Origin of the sequence: Paracoccus ravus (genome assembly GCF_004522175.1) — a bacterium.
GTDB lineage: Bacteria > Pseudomonadota > Alphaproteobacteria > Rhodobacterales > Rhodobacteraceae > Paracoccus > Paracoccus ravus.
On record NZ_SDEB01000013.1, the window covers coordinates 1 to 17,515 of the forward strand.

Here is a 17,515-nt window from a genome sequence, read left to right on the forward strand (position 1 = left end):
GGTTTCCCTAGAGAGCCGATATGCAAACTTCTCAATCGTATAACGATCAGACCGCCCGCATATCTCTTCAGATATCTCGCAATGTCAAAAAGCAGGGGAAACAAAACAACCTGAACCGCGCCATTTCCTTCGTGGCGCCGTCAAGCCATCAACTTCCCGATTTTCCCCGGAACCAACCGCCGTTCCCAGCACCCCGTTCCGTCCCGTCTCAGCGTCTCGCCGTTTCGGTGAGGCGGTATTTACGGACCACGAACAAAACCCGCAAGAGCAAAATTGATGAAAAGGCGAATTAATTCGCAACCTACTGATATTTAAGACACAATCATCGGAAGGCCGCGCCCGACGCAAGTCGGCCGCTACGGCGCCGCAACCGATCACGCAGAAACCACACCAAGCGCAGCCCCAGCAGCAAGAGGATTGCACCCAGGACGATCAGAGGCTTGCGTTCCCATAGTTTCAGGGCCCAAAGCCAGTGCGCCGCGGCAAGCAGGGCCGCCGGATAGATCAGCCGGTGCAGGCGCCGCCAGCCCGCGCCCATGCGCCGGATCGAAAAGCGGTTCGAGGTCACTGCCAAGGCCAGGAGCAGAACGAAAGCCAGCATGCCAAAGATCAGGTAGGGACGCTTCACGACATCCTTGAGCATCTGCGCCCAGAGGAAAGACATGTCGAAAACCACCCAGGACGACAGATGCAAGAGGACATAGCTGAAGCAGATCAGCCCCAGCGCCTGCCTGAATCGGACAAGATTCAGCCGCGTCAGGCGCAGCAAGGGCGTGATCGACAGAGTCGCTATCAGGAAATAGAGCGCGGTGCGGCCGAGCCTGTGCTCGATGTCACGGACCGGCTCGATTCCCAATTGACCGGTCGCCGTATCCCAGACCAGCAGGGCCAAGGGGATCATGCCCCCAAGCCAGATCGCCCAGACCGGTATCCGGCGGAACAGGGGGGTGAAGCGCGCCAGCATCAGTAATGCCTTGCCAGATCCATTCCAGAATAAAGGCCGGCCACCTGATCGGCATAGCCGTTGAACATCAGCGTCTCTTCCCGACCGCCCAAAAGTCCCGCGCCGATGCGCCGCTCGGTCGCCTGGGACCAGCGCGGGTGATCGACCTGGGGATTCACATTGGCATAGAAGCCATATTCGCTGGGCTGCAGCATCTGCCATGTCGTGGGCGGCTGCTTGTCCGTCAGGGTGATCGCGACGATCGACTTGATGGACTTGAAGCCGTATTTCCACGGCACGACCAACCGGATCGGCGCGCCGTTCTGGTTCGGCAGGACCTGCCCATAAAGCCCGGTGGCGAGGATCGTCAGGGGATGCATCGCCTCATCCAGGCGCAGGCCTTCGCGATAGGGCCAGTCGATCCCACTGCCGCGACCCTGCCCCCGCATCTGGTCGGGATCAAGCAGGGTCTGGAAAGCGACATATTTCGCGCCCGGTTGCGGCCCCGCCTTGTTCAGGACCGAGGACAGGGGCACGCCCAGCCACGGAATGACCATCGACCAGGCCTCAACGCAGCGCAGCCGATAGATCCGCTCTTCAAGCGCGGCATCCGGGGCGAGATCCTCGACCCCATAGCTGCCGGGCCGTTCGACCATCCCGTCGATCCGGACGGACCAGGGCGAAGTCTTGAGCGATCCCGAAAACTGCGCCGGGTCAGTCTTGCCAGTGCCGAATTCATAGAAATTATTGTAATTGGTGATTTCCTCGAGACTGTTCGGCTTTTCATCAGTCGAAAGCCCCGAAGGCTTGCCGGTCAACCCCAACGCGGGGCCCGCGATGCTGGCCGCGCCCGCAGCAAGAAAGACCCGGCGGCTGAGGTAATCCGCTTCAGGCGTGACGTCAGACCATTTCAGTTTCATCGGCAAGCTCCCTTCCATGTTACAAGGATAGCAATCCCGGCACGAACCGCCGATGAACTTCTTCGTGTGTCAGGTCGTGACATCGGGCGCGTCCCGCCCGGTGAATTCGCGGATCAGCGCGATCTCTTCGGCGGCGGCGATCACCGGAGCCAGCGCCTCGTCGACTGGCAGGTCATGGCGGGTGGGATCGGCCTCGTAGCGCTCAAGATAGACGCGCAGCGTCGCGCCCTCGGTCCCGGTTCCCGACAGGCGCAGCACCACACGCGAGCCGTCGGAAAAGCCGATGCGCAGACCCTGCCCTTTCGACGAGGAACCATCGACCGGGTCGAGATAGGCGAAATCATCGGCGGATTCGACGGTCAGGCCCTGGAATTGCTGTCCGGGCAGATCGCCCGCGATATCGCGCAGGCGCTGGATCAAGGCATTTGCACGCTCGCTGGGGATGGCTTCGTAATCATGGCGGGAATAGTAATTGCGGCCATATTCAGCCCAATGCGCCGACATGATCTGCTGAACGGGCTCGATCCGGCGGGCAAGGATATTGAGCCAGAGCAGCACCGCCCAGAGCCCGTCCTTTTCGCGGACATGATCCGAGCCCGTTCCGGCGCTTTCCTCGCCGCAAATCGTCACCCGGCCAGCATCCAGAAGATTGCCAAAGAATTTCCACCCCGTCGGCGTCTCGTGGCATTCGATCCCGAGCTTGGCGGCCACCCGGTCGGCGGCGCGGCTCGTGGGCATCGAACGCGCGATCCCGGCCAGGCCCTTGGCATAGGCGGGCGCAAGATGCGCATTCGCCGCCAGAACCGCGAGACTGTCCGAGGGCGTCACATAGATCCCGCGCCCCACGATCATATTGCGATCGCCATCCCCATCCGAGGCCGCGCCAAAATCCGGCGCGTTATCGGAAAACATCACCTCCATCAGATCTTTGGCCCAGACCGGGTTCGGATCGGGATGGCCGCCGCCGAAATCGGGCGAGGGCGTGCCATTGACGACGGTGCCTTTGGGCGCGCCCAGTATCTCCTCGAGGATCGCCTTGGCATAGGGTCCGGTCACGGCATGCATCGCATCAACGCGCATGCGGAAACCGCCGATGAACAGGTTGCGGATCTGTTCAAAGTCGAACAGATCGCCCATGAGCTGCGCATAATCGGCGACGGGATCTACGATCTCGACCGCCATGTCGCCCATCACGCTTTCGCCGATGACCGACAGGTCCAGATCCGCAGTCTCGAAGATATGGTATTCGGTCAGATCCTGCGTACGGGCATAGATCAGGTCGGTCACGGATTCCGGCGCGGGCCCGCCATTCGCACCGTTGAACTTCATGCCGAAATCCTCGTCGATCCCGCCGGGATTGTGGCTGGCGGAAAGGATGATGCCGCCATCCGCGCCGAGCTTGCGGATCAGGTTCGAGGCAGCCGGTGTGGAAAGCAGCCCGCCCTGGCCGACCACGACGCGCCCCGCGCCATTTGCCGCCGCCATGCGCAGGATCACCTGCACGGCGCGGTCGTTGAAATAACGTCCGTCGCCGCCAAGGACCAGCATCTTGCCCTGCACGCCGCCAATCGCGTCGAAGACGGATTGGGTGAAATTTTCGAGGTAATGCGGTCCCATGAAGATCCTGGTCTTCTTGCGCAGACCGGATGTGCCGGGCTTTTGCCCTTCGATCGGCTGGGTTGGGACGGTCAGGATGCGGGTCATGTCTCGCCTCTGGTTCTGCAGATTCCTGCTGAAATCTTGCATGTTTGTCGGCTGCTTACCATGAGGCTGTGAAGGGCGGGTAAAGACTCGCCGAAAGATAATCGGGCGGCCGCATCACGACCGCCCGATCTTGGGGCATTTCAGTTACTGCAGGGGCATGCGTGGCCCGGTCTCCTCGCCCCTGCCCAGATGGGCCGGAGCGACCCGGTTGCCGACGATCAGCCCGTCGGCCCCGGCTGTGACATGAACGCTCTGGCCATCCAGAACCTCTCCGGCCAGGATCATCTCGGCCAAGGGGTTTTGCAGGCTGCGCTGGATCACCCGCTTCAACGGGCGCGCGCCAAAGACCGGGTCATAGCCCTCATCGGCCAACCATTTCATCGCGCCCTCGTCCAGATCCAGCGCGATCTTGCGCTGCGCCAGCCGCCCTTCCAACTGGGAAAGCTGGATGCGGACGATGCCGTCCATATTGTCGCGCGACAGGCGGTGGAAGATGATGATCTCATCGAGACGGTTCAGGAATTCGGGCCGGAAATGGGCACGCACCGCATCCATCACCTGCCCCCGCGCCTGCCCGCTATCCGCCCCTTCCGGCAGCGCCGACAAGGCCTGTGCGCCGAGGTTCGAGGTCAGGATGATCAGCGTCTGCTTGAAATCCACCGTCCGGCCCTGACCATCGGTCAGCTGCCCGTCATCGAGCACCTGCAAGAGCACGTTGAAGACATCGGGATGCGCTTTCTCGACCTCGTCGAACAGGATCACCTGATAGGGACGGCGGCGGACCGCCTCGGTCAGGGCACCGCCCTCGTCATAGCCGACATAGCCCGGAGGCGCACCGATCAGGCGGGCGACCGAATGCTTCTCCATATATTCGGACATGTCGATTCGGACCATCGCCTGATCGTCGTCGAACATATACTCGGCAATCGCCTTGGTCAGTTCGGTCTTGCCGACGCCGGTCGGGCCAAGGAACAGGAAACTGCCCAAGGGGCGTTTCGGATCGTTCAGCCCGGCTCGCGCACGGCGCACCGCGTTGGAAACGGCAGTCACCGCCTCGGACTGGCCGATGACGCGCTGACCCAGCACCTCTTCCATCTTGAGAAGCTTCTCGCGTTCGCCTTCGAGCATCTTGCTCATGGGGATGCCGGTCCAGCGCTCGACCACCTCGGCGATCTGCTCGGGGCGGACGGCCTCTTCGACCAAGGGGCTGTCATCATCGCCCTCGGCCTCGGCCAGTTTCTTTTCGAGGCCGGGGATGATGCCGTAGCTCAGCTCGCCGGCCTTGGCGAGATTACCCTCGCGCTTGGCCTGCTCGAGTTCGGCGCGGGCACGGTCGAGTTGCTCTTTCAGATGACGCGAGCCTTCCAGCTTGTCGCGCTCGGCCTGCCAGCGGGCGGTCAGGGTCGCCGACTGCTCCTGCAGATCCGAGAGGGTCTTTTCCAACCGCTCCAGACGATCCTGACTGGCGATGTCATCTTCCTTCTTCAGCGCCTCGGCCTCGATCTGCAATTGCAGGATCTGGCGATCCAGCGCATCCAGCTCCTCGGGCTTGCTGTCCACTTCCATGCGCAGGCGCGAGGCCGCCTCATCGACAAGATCGATCGCCTTGTCGGGCAGGAAACGGTCGGTGATATAGCGGTTCGAGAGCGTCGCCGCAGCCACCAGCGCGGCATCGCTGATGCGCACGCCGTGATGCAGCTCGTATTTTTCCTTGATACCGCGCAGGATCGAGATCGTGTCCTCGACCGTCGGCTCGACCACCATGACCGGCTGGAAGCGACGGGCAAGGGCCGCGTCCTTCTCGATATATTTGCGGTATTCGTCGAGGGTCGTTGCGCCAACGCAATGCAACTCACCCCGCGCCAAGGCAGGTTTGATCAGATTCGCGGCATCCATCGCGCCATCGGTCTTGCCCGCGCCCACCAGCACGTGAAGCTCGTCGATGAACAGGACGATCTCGCCGGCGGCATCCTCGATTTCTTTGAGGATGGCCTTGAGCCGCTCCTCGAACTCGCCGCGATATTTCGCGCCGGCGATCAGCGCGCCCATGTCCAGCGCCCAAAGCTGCTTGTTGCGCAAGCTTTCGGGCACATCGCCGTCGACGATGCGCAGCGCAAGACCCTCGGCAATCGCGGTCTTACCCACGCCCGGCTCTCCGATCAGCACCGGGTTGTTCTTGGTCCGGCGCGACAGAACCTGCATAGCGCGGCGAATTTCCTCGTCCCGGCCAATGATCGGGTCGATTTTACCGTCCGCCGCCGCCTCGGTCAGGTTGCGGGCATATTTCGACAGCGCCTCATAACTGTCCTCGGCGCTGGCCGTATCGGCCGTGCGCCCCTTGCGGATGTCGTTGATCGCCGCATTCAGCGATTGCGCGGTGACCTTCCCGGCCTGCAGCGCGTCGCGGGCATTGGTATTGGCGACCGCCAAAGCGGTCAGCACACGCTCGGCGGGAACGAAACTGTCGCCGCCCTTTTTCGCCAGTTTCTCGGCCTCATCCAAAACGCGAACGAGGCTTGGATCGACATAGACCTGCCCCTGCCCGCCGCTGACTTTCGGCTGTTTCGCCACCGCCTCATCGGCGGCGCGGCGCACGGCAGCAGCATCGCCCCCCGCGCGCGCGATCAGATTGCTTGCGAATCCCTGATCGTCATCCATCAGCGCCTTCAGCAGATGCTCGGGCATCACGCGCTGGTTTTCCTCGCGGATCGCGATGGTCTGGGCGGATTGCAGAAAACCGCGCGACCGTTCCGTGAATTTTTCCATATCCATATGAAAATCCTTTCCTCAGCCCCCGCATGGAACCGCCCGCATTCGGCACGGCCCCTCGGGTCCTGCCTTTGAAATGGGCAGCCAGAAACAGGGTTTCAAGACGCCCGCATCCACCCTATAAGCGCGCCGTTTGTCGCATGGTTTCTTGGAAATTCGAGGTGGAAAATGGATGATCGTCTGATCGTGGCGCTGGACGTGCCGAACGCGCTGGCCGGGCTTGAACTGGCCGAAAAGATCGGTGACGCGGCCAGCTTCTACAAGATCGGCCTTGGCATGCTGACCGGAGGCGGTCTCGCGCTCGCCAATGAACTGAAGCAGGAACATGGCAAGCGCATCTTCCTCGACATGAAATTCTTCGATATCGGCGCGACGGTCGAGGCCGCCGTGAAGGGCATCGCGCAATATGATCTGGATATCCTGACCGTCCATGGCGACCCCCATGTCGTGCGCGCCGCGAAACAGGGCGCGGCGGGCTCGAACCTGAAGATCCTAGCAGTAACCATCCTGACCTCGCTCGACCGCGCCGATCTGGATGCCGGGCTGATCCAACCGGGCGATCTGGCGGAACTGGTGCAACTCCGCGCGGCCCACGCCTTCGAGGCCGGTGCCGATGGCGTCATCGCCAGCCCACGCGAGGCCAGCCTGATCCGCGCCCTGCCGGAAGCCTCGGGCCGCCTGATCGTGACGCCGGGCGTACGCCCCGCAGGTTCCGATGCGGGCGATCAGAAGCGGATCGAGACGCCCGCCACCGCCATCGCCAATGGCGCGGATCATATCGTCGTCGGTCGCCCGATCTGGAAAGCCGCCGATCCCCGCGCCGCGGCGCAGGCGATCATTGCGGAACTGCCCTGATCGCGGTCGGGCGCTAAAGTCCCAGCACCTGCGCGACCGCGTCGCGGAAATGCGGCACGGCGCGCGGGTGTGCGATGAATTCGGAAATCGGCATCATCCGCCATTCCTGCCCCTCATCGCCAAAACGGATCGAGGCGATCTCTGTCTCGGTCAGCTTGCCCAAGAACAGCCAAGACTGACGCCCCGGTCGGGTCGCCGAAGGGATGATCTGCCCCGAAAGCCGCTCGGGCGCGAGGCGCAACCCGAATTCCTCATCTAACTCCCGCAAGGCGCATTCCAGCGGCGTCTCGCCATCCTCGGCCTTGCCGCCGGGCAGGTCCCAATGGTCGGGAAAGGGAATCCAATCGACATCGTCCCGCAGGCAGGTGAGCAGGTTTTCACCTTGGGTCAGGATCAGTTTCGCGCCCACGAAGCTCATCTTGCAAAGCTCATTTGTCGTCATTGATGTCGCGGGTCCAGATCCGCACATCCCCCCGGCTTGAACCAAAGATCCGGCGCAGCCCCAGCCAGATCGCGCCGCTCAGCAGCGCCGTCACGACCAGCGCCAGCGGTAGGCCCCCGCTCCAGATCCCGGCAAGCAGAGCCAGCCCCATCAGCCCGACCGCCAAGGCGATGCCCAGGAAGAACCAGTCCGGCAGCGCCATTTCCAGCGCGCCAAGCCCCAAGGCCGCGACGATCCAGAGCCAGCCGTTCATCATTTGCTTGAGCCCCTGAACAGCTTGAAGGCATCACCCATCGCCTCGAGCGCCGAGGCCGGCACCAGAATGGTCTGCTTGCCCTGCCCCTTGCCGAGTTCGGTCAGAATCTCGACCTGACGCATGGCGACCTGATATTGCGCGGCCTCGACGCCGCCTTCGCGAATCGCACCGGCAATGGCAGAAGTGGCAAAGGCCTCGGCCTCGGCGAGGACGCGCTTGGCCTTGGCTTGCTGCTCGGCGGCGTAAAGCTCGCCATCGGCGGCGAGTTCCACGGCGCGGCGCTTGCCCTCGGCCTCGGTGACCTGCGCACGGCGCGCGCGCTCGGCATTCAATTGCTGCAGCATGGCCGCGCGGGTCGCATCATCCAGATTCACGTCGAGGATCTCGGCCCGCGTCACCTCGATGCCCCAGTCATCGACGACATTGGCAAGCGAATCGCGGATGCGCTCGATCAGGCTCGCGCGGTTCGACTGCACCTGATCCAGTTCCATCGTGCCGATTTCCGAGCGCACGATGCCCGCGACCGTGGTCGCGATCGCCGCGTCGATGTCGCGGATGCGATAGACGGTCTTTTCCGGCTCGATGATGCGGTAAAAGACCGAGGTCTCGACCTGCACCAGCACGTTATCGGCGGTGATCGCATCCTGCCGATTGGTCGGCAATTGGCGTTCGAGGATCGAGATCTTGTGCGCCACCCGGTCAAGGAAGGGGACGATGAAATTGATCCCCGGTCCGAGAACCGCGCGCAGGCGCCCGAAACGCTCGACGACGAATTTCTCGGATTGCGGGACGATCCGGACGGCGGAACTGACAGCGAAGAAGATGACGATCGCAAGGACGATCAGTGCGATATTCTGGCCGATCAGGTCGACGAATTGTTCCTCCAAGCGATCCCCCTATTCCGCCGCGATGGCGGGCTCGCAGTCATCCGGGCGCAGCCGGGACAGGCTCTCGACAATACCCGAAAATCTTTCGGCAAAGACGTCGAAATCGGCACGCGGTTCGATCCGCTGCTCGTCCATATACAGCGAACGGTCCATTTCGAGCTGCACGACATGGACATTGCGCGTCGGCTTGCCATAAGCGGCCGTGACATAGGCTCCGGCAAAGGGCGAGTTCTTGCGCAGCCGAAACCCGGCCGCAGTCACCGCTGCTGCCACCCCGGCCATGATGCGGGGCGAGGCCGAGACGCCGTTCCGGTCGCCGATCACGAAATCCGGGCGCGGGCGGGGCAGATGGGCCAGCGCGTCGCGCGGCATCGAATGGACGTCGATCAGAATGGCTCCGCCGAATCGCTCGACGGCTTCCTCGATTAACCCGGCCAAGGCCTGATGATACGGATGCCAGAGTCGCGAGATTCGCATATCCGCCTCTTCCAGCGCGATCGGGCGGTCGTGAATCGCCCTCCCCTGCGAGACGACACGGGGAATCACCCCCAGCCCCGCCATGATTCGCGGGCTCATCACCCTTGGCACCGCCCCGGCAACGACCAGCGGGTCGATTTCATCGGCAGCACGGTTCAGATCCACCACGCAGCGCGGAACCCTTGCCGTCAGGACAACTGCCCCGTGGGCGGTTGCGGGTTCGATCAGCCGGTCAACGAAAGCATCCTCGGATGAGCGCAGCTGCTGCGGGCTCAGCCGCGATTCTGCCAAAAACCACTTGGGATAACAACGACCTGAATGCGGCGAGGCAAAGATCACCCCGCCCAACCAATCCTGCGGCCGCGACAGATCGAACGTGGTCTGATCCAGACTCATCTGATTTCTTTCTCTTGCAGATGGATGGCTGGGCATGAATTTTGCCAGGCGTCGAACATGCAGGTTATATCCCAAGTTTGGGCAAGGCCAAGCTTGTGCACAAGAGATGCGAAAGAGGGGTTGAAACCCCCGTCCGGCCCCGATATAGAGCCGCAGACCAAGACGAACTGACCCGTGAAAGCGGACAGCGTCGCAGGCAAGTGGGCGGTTAGCTCAGCGGTAGAGCACTACGTTGACATCGTAGTGGCCACTGGTTCGATCCCAGTACCGCCCACCATCTAATTCCGCGCCCCGGGCATTGACCGGGGCATTTCAATTCAATGGCGCCTTTTGCGATGCGCCGCGATAGGAGAAGACCCATGAAGGTTCGCAATTCGCTCCGCTCGCTCAAGAGCCGTCACCGCGATTGCCAAGTTGTGCGCCGTAAAGGCCGCATCTACATCATCAACAAGACCAACCCGCGCTTCAAAGCCCGTCAAGGCTAAGTCCAGCGCGGCACTTGTTGCCGGTTTTGAAACGCCCGCCGCGAGTTCTTCGCCGCGGGCGTTTTGCTGTTTCGGCCTTGGCCATCTCGGCGGCCGGGTGATTCGCCAGACCATCGGTGCGGGTCTCAAGCCTGAGCGCCCGGTTATCGGGCCGCACTCACGCCCTCATCCAACAGAGCCGCCAGCGTATCCCGCGACAAGAAGCCCGTCACGCGCTGGTCATGGGCCGCCTGATACAGGCGCAAGGCGTGGCGCGTCCGGTCATCGAAGCTGCCGTCTACCGAGCCGCAATCGTAGCCTTCGGCTTCCAGCCTGCCCTCGATCCTGCGGCGCAATGCCGTGGTCAGCCCCAGCTTCCCCTCGTCGCGGCGCGCGGCTTCGCTTGCCGCGCTGGTATTGGCGAGGCGCAGGCGCGCCTCGCCCGCGTGAAGGCCTTGGGGAAAACGCTCGAGATAAATCTCATATGCCGGGCCGGTATCCTGCCGACGCGCCCAAAGCCACAACTGCGTCTCATTTCCGCGCGTTTCGCTAAGGGCTACGCCCGGGCGCGCCGCACGGCCCGTAAGGTAGGCCCAGATGCGACTTTCGCCGCGCCTTTCACCCAATCGCTGCCAGAAACCGGCATCGTCGGCATGCGCGACGACCTCGGTTTCTGAGACCTGACGAAGCAATTGCCGCATCTGTTCGGCCGACAGGAAGCCGCTTGCCGGAAAGCCGCTGCGGACCTGCCATTCGCTGAGCGATTGCCGCGTGCGCAGACCGAAAACCCCGTCCACCGCACCGGGATCATAGCCCAATCGCGCCAGCGCCTGTTGCAGCTTGGCCCGCTCGTCGCGACCGAGTTCCAATGCCGCCTCGCCAGCCGGGGTCGCGGCACCTGCGCCGGGCGAAACGCCGCCGCGCCGGTGCAGATAGGCGATCCGGTCAGAAGCCGCCCCGGAAAAGACGCCCGAGGGATAGCGGCGCAGATAGGCGCCATAACCGGTCATCGTGTCACTTGCGACGGCTTCGGACCAAAATCCGCGCTCGACCATCTCGGGCTCTGGCAGGGCCGGCTTGCGGCTGGCGGCCGCGGTAACGGGGAAGATCATGGCCTCCCCCGGCTCGGCGGGCCGCAGCCCCCGTCCAGACGAGAGCGCCTTTGCCACGGATTGCCCGGCCGCCAGTTCGCGCCAGGCGCGAGCCACCGAATCAGAGCCACCCTGGATCACCGAGACCCCCGGAACCTCGGGCAAGGCGCCGATTCCGCTGCGCAGCCCCGTGTGATGCGGCATGTCCTGCTGGTCCGTCCCCAAAAGCAGCACCGCGCCCGGACGCCCCTCGGCCATCTGCCCCATGATCAGGGACAGCGGCACGGCGACACGCCCCATCTCGTCCAAGGCCGGTTGGTCGGCCTCGACCCCGAGGAACCATGTCTCATTCCCACCATGCAGGAACCGCCCGCTGAGAGCGACGATTCGGGCACCGCCATCCGGATCTGCCCGCGCCAAAAGATCCAGCGCATGGCGCAGATCGGGGGCGGACTGGTCGATGCCTTCCGAGGTGGTAAACCCCGCCTCGCGCATCGCCCGCGCCAATGCGCCGGTATCCCAACCCGAAAGATCCGGAGCGTGACGGTAATCCGCGTTCCCGATGACCACCGCGCGATGCTCGGCCCAAGCCGGAGCCGCGCCCGAAAGGGCGGCCAGCAGAAAAAGGAAATAGCGCATCGACGAACCTCAGGCCTTTTATTGGCGGTCGGGTTCAATCGTAGCTGCGCCGATCCTCGATGACCTTGCCGTCATTCGGAAGCGATCCGGGCGCAACCAGTTCGATCCGGCCGCGAAGTTTCAGGGTGTCCAGCACCGCTGTTTCGTATCTTGCCGCATCTTGGGTGTCGGTTTCCAGTTGCACCGTCATCACATCCATCTCTCCCGCCCGATCCGCAAGCACGCGAGCGCGCCGAATCTCGGGGTGACGCGACACCAGCACGGCAACCTGCTCGGGCCGCACGAACATGCCCTTGATCTTGGTGGTCTGATCGGCACGGCCCATCCAGCCCCGGATACGCATATTCGACCGCCCGCAGGGGCTTTCGCCGGGCATCACCGCCGAGAGGTCTCCGGTGGCGAAACGGACCAGCGGATAGTCGGGGTTCAGCGTGGTCACGACGACTTCGCCCACCTCGCCCTCGGGGACCGGCAGGCCAGTGCCGGGGCGGACGATTTCGACGATCACGCCCTCATCGACGATCATGCCCTCGCAGGCAGGGGTTTCATAGGCGATCAGACCCAGATCGGCGGTCGCATAGCATTGCACCGTCGCGATCCCGCGCTCGGCATAACTTTGGCGCAGGCTCGGAAACAGTGCCCCGCCCGAGACGGTGGCGCGGGTCAAGGCCAGCCGCTGGCCCATCTCATCGGCCTTATCGAGGATGATCTTCAGATAATCCGGCGTCCCGGCATAGACCGTGGTGCCGATATCGACTGCGGCGCGGACCTGCAATTCGGTCTGTCCTGTGCCTGCGGGCAGAACGGCGGCATCTACGGCACGGGCAGCGGATTCGAACATCATCCCCGCCGGTGTCAGGTGATAGCCGAAACAGTTGTGAACGATATCGCCCGGCCCGACCCCCGCCGCAAACAAGAACCGCCCCAGCCGCCACCAGTCATTGCCGCGTCGTCCCGGCTCATAGATCGGGCCGGGGCTTTGGAAGATATTCTCGAATTCGTGCGGGCGGCGGGTGGTGAAGCCGCCAAAGGGCGGCTGCTTTTTCTGCGCCTCGGAAAGCTCGGATTTCCGGATCACCGGCAGGCTGGCCAAGGCCTCGCGGGTGGTGACTCCCTCGGCCTCGACGCCCTGCAGGATGCGGGCCATAGCGGGGGCGGTGTGGGCACGCGCGAGGGCCGCGGGCAATTCCTGCGCCAGCCAAGCCGCGCGCTCATCCGCGCTGCGCGTTTCCAGCTCATCATAGAATGTCATGGGTCTGCCTTTCCGGTACCGTCAGGCCAGCCAGCGCTTGCGGCGGCGATAGGAGCGCACGTCGCGAAAGCTCTTCCGGCCCTGCTCGGACATGCCGAGATAGAATTCCTTCACGTCGGGATTTTCGCGCAGAGCCTCGGCGGGACCGTCCATCACCACCCGCCCGCTTTCCAGAATATAGCCGTAATGGGCGTAGCGCAGCGCTATGTTGGTGTTCTGCTCGGCCAGAAGGAAGGTCACGCCCTCGCCCTCATTGACGGCCTTCACGATCTCAAAGATCTGTTCGACCAGTTGTGGGGCCAGCCCCATCGAGGGCTCATCGAGCAGGATCGTTTCGGGGCGTGACATCAGCGCGCGGCCCATGGCACACATCTGCTGCTCACCGCCCGATGTATAGCCCGCCTGTGACTTTCGGCGTTCTTTCAGGCGCGGGAAATAGGAATAGACCATCTCAAGATCCTGCGCGACGGCGGCACGGCCATCGTTCCGCGTATAGGCCCCGGTCAGCAGGTTTTCCTCAACGGTCAGATGCTCGAAGCAATGCCGCCCCTCCATCACCTGAATGACGCCCTTTTTCACCAGCGCAGCAGGGTCCATGTCCTGCACCCGCTCGCCGCGATAACTGATCTGGCCCTTAGTCACCTCGCCGCGTTCGGAATGCAGCAGGTTCGAGATCGCCTTCAGCGTCGTGGTCTTACCCGCTCCATTGCCACCCAGAAGCGCGGTGATGCCACCCTTGGGCACCGAAAGGCTGACCCCTTTCAGCACGAGGATGACGTGATTGTAGATCACCTCGATATTATTGACCTCGAGCAGGGTCTCGCGTTCGGGTGTGGCGTCCAGCATGGTTTCCCCCAGTCGAATGGGTCCCGGCGGTCACCCCGCCGGGACCGAAGGATCAGCAGCGCGGCTTGATGCCGGCCTCGGCGGCGAAGGCTTCGCTATCGGCGGCGATCAGCGGGTTCAGCACGTCCTGATCGGGCGCGGTGAATTCGGTGATCAGCTTCCATTGCTTGGCCGCCGCGTCCCATTGCTGCAGACGGGCCATGCCAGAACCGCCATGGTTGTCGCAGCTCATCTTGATCTCGGGGCCGAAATCGGGAAGGCCGATTTCCTTCAGACGATCCGGCGTGATGTCCAGCGCCTCGAACCCGTCGCGCAGCTGCGTCGGGTTGATCGCCGGCGTCCCCGCCAGTTCCTGCGCTTTCTTGATGGCCTCGGCGATCACCACCGCCGCATACATGCCGCGCGAATACAAAGCCGAGCCCACGAACTGCCCGCCTTGCGAGGCCTTGCCGGGCTCGATGACGAATTTCTTCATGTCGTCATAGACCGGGTAATCGGTGCCGACGCCGTTGAAGGTCAGCGACTTGTAGCCATTCGCGGCCTCACCCACCGGCAGGACATCGACTTCCGAACCCGACCACCAGATGCCGATGAAATTCTCCATCGGGAAGCGGATATTGGCGGCCTCTTGAATGGCGGTCTGGTTCATCACGCCCCAGCCCCACATCACGACGTAATCAGGCTTGTCACGACGGATCTGCAGCCACTGGCTCTTCTGTTCCTGGCCGGGCGGGTCGATCGGCAGCTCGGTCAGGGTGAAGCCATGCTTCTTGGACAGATCCTGCAGGGTGCGGATCGGCTCCTTGCCATAGGCCGAGTTGTGATAGACCAGCGCGACCTTCTTGCCCTTCAGATCGCCGCCGCTCTGGTCGAGCAGGTATTTCACCGCGACCGAGGCGCCGTCCCAATAGTTCGCGGGCGCGTTGAAGACCCATTCGAAGACTTTGCCGTTCTTGGCCGAGGTCCGGCCATAGCCCGGGGTGTAAAGCACGATCTTGTCGGCCGAGACCTTGGGGATCAGCTGATAAGTGATGCCGGTCGAGAGCGGGTTATAGACCAACGCGCCATTGCCCTTAGTCGCCTCGTAGCATTCGACGCCCTTCTCGGTGTTATACGCGGTCTCGCATTCCGGGGTCTGGATCTTTTCGCCGCCAATGCCGCCATCGCGCTCATTGAGCAAGGTGAAATAATCGTTGAACCCGTCGGCATATTGCGTGCCGTTCGCGCCGTAGGGGCCGGTGCGGTAGCTCAGGTTCGGCACGACCAGATCGGCCATGGCCGGTGCCGCCACCAGTAATGCGGTCAAGGCAGTCGCAAGTTTCATTTTCATCTTGGTCTCCTCCCCAAGGGTTTTCCGCCGGTTAACCGGTCTTTAATGCGGGAACGGCCAGAGCCGCAGTTTTTCCTTTGTCAGCCGCCAGAGCCGGGCAAGGCCATGCGGCTCGACGATCAGGAAGAAGATGATCAGCGCGCCGACGATCATCAGTTCGAGATGCGCGGCCAGATCCGTGGGCCAGCCCAGCCGCGCGACCAGCACGTTCTTCAAGAACACGGGCAGCAGGACCAGAAAGGCAGCGCCCGCGAAGCTGCCGAAGATGCTGCCAAGCCCTCCGATTATGACCATGAAAAGGACAAGGAAACTTTTGTTGATGCCGAAGGCCTCGCTGGCCTCAGCCGCGCCAAGATAGACTGCGAACAAAAGCGCCCCTGCGATGCCGACAAAGAAGCTGCTGACGGCAAAGGCTGACAGCTTGGCGCTCAGCGGGTTCACCCCGATGATCTCGGCGGCGATGTCCATGTCGCGGATCGCCATCCATTTGCGCCCGACAGTGCCGCGTGTCAGGTTCCGCGCAACCCATGCCAGCGCCACGGCAAAGACCAGACAGGTCAGATATTTCGCCGAGGCCGAGGTCGCAGGCCCGGTCACCGCCCAGCCCAAGAACGTCCGCTCGGGCGCGGTGATCTGCCCCGAGGCCGAGTAATTGTAAAACCACGGCACTTTGTTGAATAGCCAGACCAGAAAGAACTGCGCCGCCAGCGTCGCGACTGCCAGATAGAAGCCCTTGATCCGCAGGCTGGGCAGACCAAACAGCATCCCGACCACTGCCGTGATCAGCCCGGCCAGCAGGATATGGACAAAGATCGGCACGCCCGGAAATGCCGTCATCAGCTTATAGACCGCATAGGCCCCGACCGCCATGAATCCGCCGGTGCCCAGGCTGACTTGGCCCGCATAACCCGTCAGGATGTTCAGCCCGATCGCCGCAATCGCATAGATCAGGAACGGCACCAGCACCGCATTGGCCCAATAGCTGTCGATAAAGAACGGCACGACCAGAAAGGCCACGGCCAGAGCAGCGTAATAGCTCCAGCGGTCCAGACGGATCGGAAAGGTCTGGCCATCGTCACGGTAGCTCGTCTTGAAGTCGCCCGCCTCGCGGTAGATCATCTGCCCCTCCCGGCATCAGCCTTGCCACGGGGGCTTCGCGCCCCCGCACCCCCGCGGGATATTTCCACAAGAAAGAAGTGCCGAAGTGCAGGATTCTTTCTTGTCCAAATATCCCCGCCGGAGGCATTGAAACTTTTCATCGTCAGACCCGCTCGATGATACGCTCGCCGAACAGGCCCTGCGGCCGGAAGACGAGGAAGAGCAGCGCCAGCACATAGGCGAACCAGTTCTCGGTCGCGCCGCCGACCATGGGCCCGATGAAATATTCGAAGAGCTTCTCGCCCATGCCGATGATGAGCCCACCAACGATCGCGCCGGGGATCGAAGTGAAGCCGCCCAGCATCAGCACCGGTAGCGCCTTGAGCGCGATCAGCGACAGGCTGAATTGTACGCCCGACTTGGTGCCCCACATGATCCCTGCGACCAGCGCGACGAAACCGGCGATGGACCAGACCATGATCCAGATGAAGCGCAGGCTGATCCCCACAGACAAAGCCGCCTGATGATCGTCGGCCACGGCACGCATGGCGCGGCCCTGCTTGGTATATTGCGAGAAGCCGACCAGACCCGCGACCAGAGCCGCCGCGATCACCGTCGCCCAGATATCCAGCCGGTCGATGAAGAAGCCGTAGCCCAGCCAGTCATTCGTCGCGGCCTCGATTCCGTCCGAAATGCCCTGCGGCAGGCCGACATCCAGAACCTTGACGTCCGCGCCCCACATCACGTCGCCCAAGCCTTCAAGGAACCAAGCCAGACCGATGGTCGCCATGAAAAGGATGATCGGCTCTTGCCCGACCAGATGCTTCAGGACCAGCTTTTCGACCGCAATCGCCAGCCCCACCATGATCAGCGCCGTCAGCGCGATCCCGAAGAATGCGGGCACGGTCCAGCCGAAATGGCTGACATGGACGCCGAACAAGGCGTTGATCAGATGGGCGAAGGGAACGCGGCCCTCCATGATGCCGACCAGCGTCATCGCGGCAAACAGCGCCATCACCCCTTGGGCATAATTGAAGACGCCCGAGGCCTTGTAGATCAGCACGAAACCCAGCGCGACGAGGGCATACATCACGCCCGCCATCAGCCCGTTGACCAGCACCTCGCTTGCGTAAAGAAACTCCATCG

At 62.9% G+C, this 17,515-nt stretch carries 16 protein-coding genes and 1 tRNA gene; 3 read left to right on the plus strand and 14 right to left on the minus strand.

Annotated features, from left to right (window positions below):
- Positions 1-322: 322 nt before the first annotated feature.
- From ESZ60_RS11750 to clpB, 4 genes are all read right to left on the minus strand, one after another.
- Positions 323-964, minus strand: coding sequence for a protein-methionine-sulfoxide reductase heme-binding subunit MsrQ (locus tag ESZ60_RS11750; RefSeq protein WP_134680788.1), 642 nt, complete (start codon positions 962-964; stop codon positions 323-325).
- Positions 964-1,863, minus strand: a complete 900-nt coding sequence (gene msrP, locus ESZ60_RS11755) for a protein-methionine-sulfoxide reductase catalytic subunit MsrP (RefSeq protein ID WP_134680790.1) — start codon at positions 1,861-1,863, stop codon at positions 964-966. The genes ESZ60_RS11750 and msrP overlap by 1 nt, the downstream gene beginning before the upstream one ends.
- A 69-nt stretch (positions 1,864-1,932) precedes the next feature.
- Positions 1,933-3,567 carry an alpha-D-glucose phosphate-specific phosphoglucomutase gene (locus ESZ60_RS11760; RefSeq protein ID WP_134680792.1) on the minus strand — a complete coding sequence of 545 codons (1,635 nt, stop codon included), beginning with the start codon at positions 3,565-3,567 and terminating at the stop codon, positions 1,933-1,935.
- Positions 3,568-3,711: 144 nt separating this feature from the next.
- Positions 3,712-6,339 carry an ATP-dependent chaperone ClpB gene (clpB, locus tag ESZ60_RS11765; protein WP_134680794.1) on the minus strand — a complete coding sequence of 876 codons (2,628 nt, stop codon included), beginning with the start codon at positions 6,337-6,339 and terminating at the stop codon, positions 3,712-3,714.
- 165 nt (positions 6,340-6,504) lie between these two features.
- On the opposite strand from clpB, the gene pyrF reads away from it, so the two are divergent.
- Entirely contained in the window at positions 6,505-7,191 is a 687-nt protein-coding gene (pyrF, locus tag ESZ60_RS11770; RefSeq protein ID WP_134680796.1) for an orotidine-5'-phosphate decarboxylase, read from the plus strand.
- A 13-nt stretch (positions 7,192-7,204) separates the two neighbouring features.
- Here the strand turns inward: pyrF and ESZ60_RS11775 are convergent, their stop codons facing one another.
- From ESZ60_RS11775 to ESZ60_RS11790, 4 genes are read right to left on the minus strand one after another with little or no spacing between them, the layout of a single operon-like run.
- Entirely contained in the window at positions 7,205-7,609 is a 405-nt protein-coding gene (locus ESZ60_RS11775; protein WP_134680798.1) for an NUDIX hydrolase, read from the minus strand.
- Positions 7,610-7,619: 10 nt separating this feature from the next.
- Positions 7,620-7,889 carry an NfeD family protein gene (locus ESZ60_RS11780; protein WP_134680800.1) on the minus strand — a complete coding sequence of 90 codons (270 nt, stop codon included), beginning with the start codon at positions 7,887-7,889 and terminating at the stop codon, positions 7,620-7,622.
- Positions 7,886-8,776: an SPFH domain-containing protein gene (locus ESZ60_RS11785; protein ID WP_209021293.1), complete on the minus strand. Its 891-nt coding sequence runs from the start codon at positions 8,774-8,776 to the stop codon at positions 7,886-7,888. Before ESZ60_RS11785 ends, ESZ60_RS11780 begins: the two co-directional genes overlap by 4 nt.
- Before the next feature lie 9 nt (positions 8,777-8,785).
- Positions 8,786-9,649, minus strand: coding sequence for an N-formylglutamate amidohydrolase (locus tag ESZ60_RS11790; RefSeq protein ID WP_134680802.1), 864 nt, complete (start codon positions 9,647-9,649; stop codon positions 8,786-8,788).
- Positions 9,650-9,851: 202 nt separating this feature from the next.
- On the opposite strand from ESZ60_RS11790, the gene ESZ60_RS11795 reads away from it, so the two are divergent.
- Positions 9,852-9,926 (plus strand) — tRNA-Val (locus ESZ60_RS11795).
- Positions 9,927-10,008: 82 nt separating this feature from the next.
- The gene (gene ykgO, locus ESZ60_RS11800) at positions 10,009-10,134 is read left to right on the plus strand and encodes a type B 50S ribosomal protein L36 (RefSeq protein ID WP_024842876.1); all 126 of its coding nucleotides are present in this window, start codon (positions 10,009-10,011) and stop codon (positions 10,132-10,134) included.
- Between the two features lie 143 nt (positions 10,135-10,277).
- On the opposite strand, the gene ESZ60_RS11805 is transcribed toward ykgO, so the two are convergent.
- The 6 genes from ESZ60_RS11805 to ESZ60_RS11830 form a co-directional block, all read right to left on the minus strand.
- Positions 10,278-11,843, minus strand: a complete 1,566-nt coding sequence (locus ESZ60_RS11805; RefSeq protein WP_134680804.1) for a peptidoglycan-binding protein — start codon at positions 11,841-11,843, stop codon at positions 10,278-10,280.
- 34 nt (positions 11,844-11,877) lie between these two features.
- Positions 11,878-13,095, minus strand: a complete 1,218-nt coding sequence (locus tag ESZ60_RS11810; RefSeq protein ID WP_134680806.1) for a phenylacetate--CoA ligase family protein — start codon at positions 13,093-13,095, stop codon at positions 11,878-11,880.
- Between the two features lie 21 nt (positions 13,096-13,116).
- Entirely contained in the window at positions 13,117-13,941 is an 825-nt protein-coding gene (locus ESZ60_RS11815; protein WP_134680808.1) for an ABC transporter ATP-binding protein, read from the minus strand.
- 52 nt (positions 13,942-13,993) lie between these two features.
- The gene (locus tag ESZ60_RS11820; protein WP_134680810.1) at positions 13,994-15,271 is read right to left on the minus strand and encodes an ABC transporter substrate-binding protein; all 1,278 of its coding nucleotides are present in this window, start codon (positions 15,269-15,271) and stop codon (positions 13,994-13,996) included.
- 42 nt (positions 15,272-15,313) lie between these two features.
- Positions 15,314-16,390, minus strand: a complete 1,077-nt coding sequence (locus ESZ60_RS11825) for a branched-chain amino acid ABC transporter permease (RefSeq protein WP_134680812.1) — start codon at positions 16,388-16,390, stop codon at positions 15,314-15,316.
- A gap of 142 nt (positions 16,391-16,532) precedes the next feature.
- The gene (locus ESZ60_RS11830; protein WP_134680814.1) at positions 16,533-17,513 is read right to left on the minus strand and encodes a branched-chain amino acid ABC transporter permease; all 981 of its coding nucleotides are present in this window, start codon (positions 17,511-17,513) and stop codon (positions 16,533-16,535) included.
- Between the last annotated feature and the right edge of the window lie 2 nt (positions 17,514-17,515).

Coding starts and splice junctions, on each gene's coding strand:
- ESZ60_RS11750 (WP_134680788.1), bottom strand. CDS start 964: ATGCTGGCGCGCTTCACCCCCCTGTTCCGCCGGATACCGGTCTGGGCG.
- msrP (WP_134680790.1), bottom strand. CDS start 1,863: ATGAAACTGAAATGGTCTGACGTCACGCCTGAAGCGGATTACCTCAGC.
- ESZ60_RS11760 (WP_134680792.1), bottom strand. CDS start 3,567: ATGACCCGCATCCTGACCGTCCCAACCCAGCCGATCGAAGGGCAAAAG.
- clpB (WP_134680794.1), bottom strand. CDS start 6,339: ATGGATATGGAAAAATTCACGGAACGGTCGCGCGGTTTTCTGCAATCC.
- pyrF (WP_134680796.1), top strand. CDS start 6,505: ATGGATGATCGTCTGATCGTGGCGCTGGACGTGCCGAACGCGCTGGCC.
- ESZ60_RS11775 (WP_134680798.1), bottom strand. CDS start 7,609: ATGAGCTTCGTGGGCGCGAAACTGATCCTGACCCAAGGTGAAAACCTG.
- ESZ60_RS11780 (WP_134680800.1), bottom strand. CDS start 7,889: ATGATGAACGGCTGGCTCTGGATCGTCGCGGCCTTGGGGCTTGGCGCG.
- ESZ60_RS11790 (WP_134680802.1), bottom strand. CDS start 9,649: ATGAGTCTGGATCAGACCACGTTCGATCTGTCGCGGCCGCAGGATTGG.
- ykgO (WP_024842876.1), top strand. CDS start 10,009: ATGAAGGTTCGCAATTCGCTCCGCTCGCTCAAGAGCCGTCACCGCGAT.
- ESZ60_RS11805 (WP_134680804.1), bottom strand. CDS start 11,843: ATGCGCTATTTCCTTTTTCTGCTGGCCGCCCTTTCGGGCGCGGCTCCG.
- ESZ60_RS11810 (WP_134680806.1), bottom strand. CDS start 13,095: ATGACATTCTATGATGAGCTGGAAACGCGCAGCGCGGATGAGCGCGCG.
- ESZ60_RS11815 (WP_134680808.1), bottom strand. CDS start 13,941: ATGCTGGACGCCACACCCGAACGCGAGACCCTGCTCGAGGTCAATAAT.
- ESZ60_RS11820 (WP_134680810.1), bottom strand. CDS start 15,271: ATGAAAATGAAACTTGCGACTGCCTTGACCGCATTACTGGTGGCGGCA.
- ESZ60_RS11825 (WP_134680812.1), bottom strand. CDS start 16,390: ATGATCTACCGCGAGGCGGGCGACTTCAAGACGAGCTACCGTGACGAT.
- ESZ60_RS11830 (WP_134680814.1), bottom strand. CDS start 17,513: ATGGAGTTTCTTTACGCAAGCGAGGTGCTGGTCAACGGGCTGATGGCG.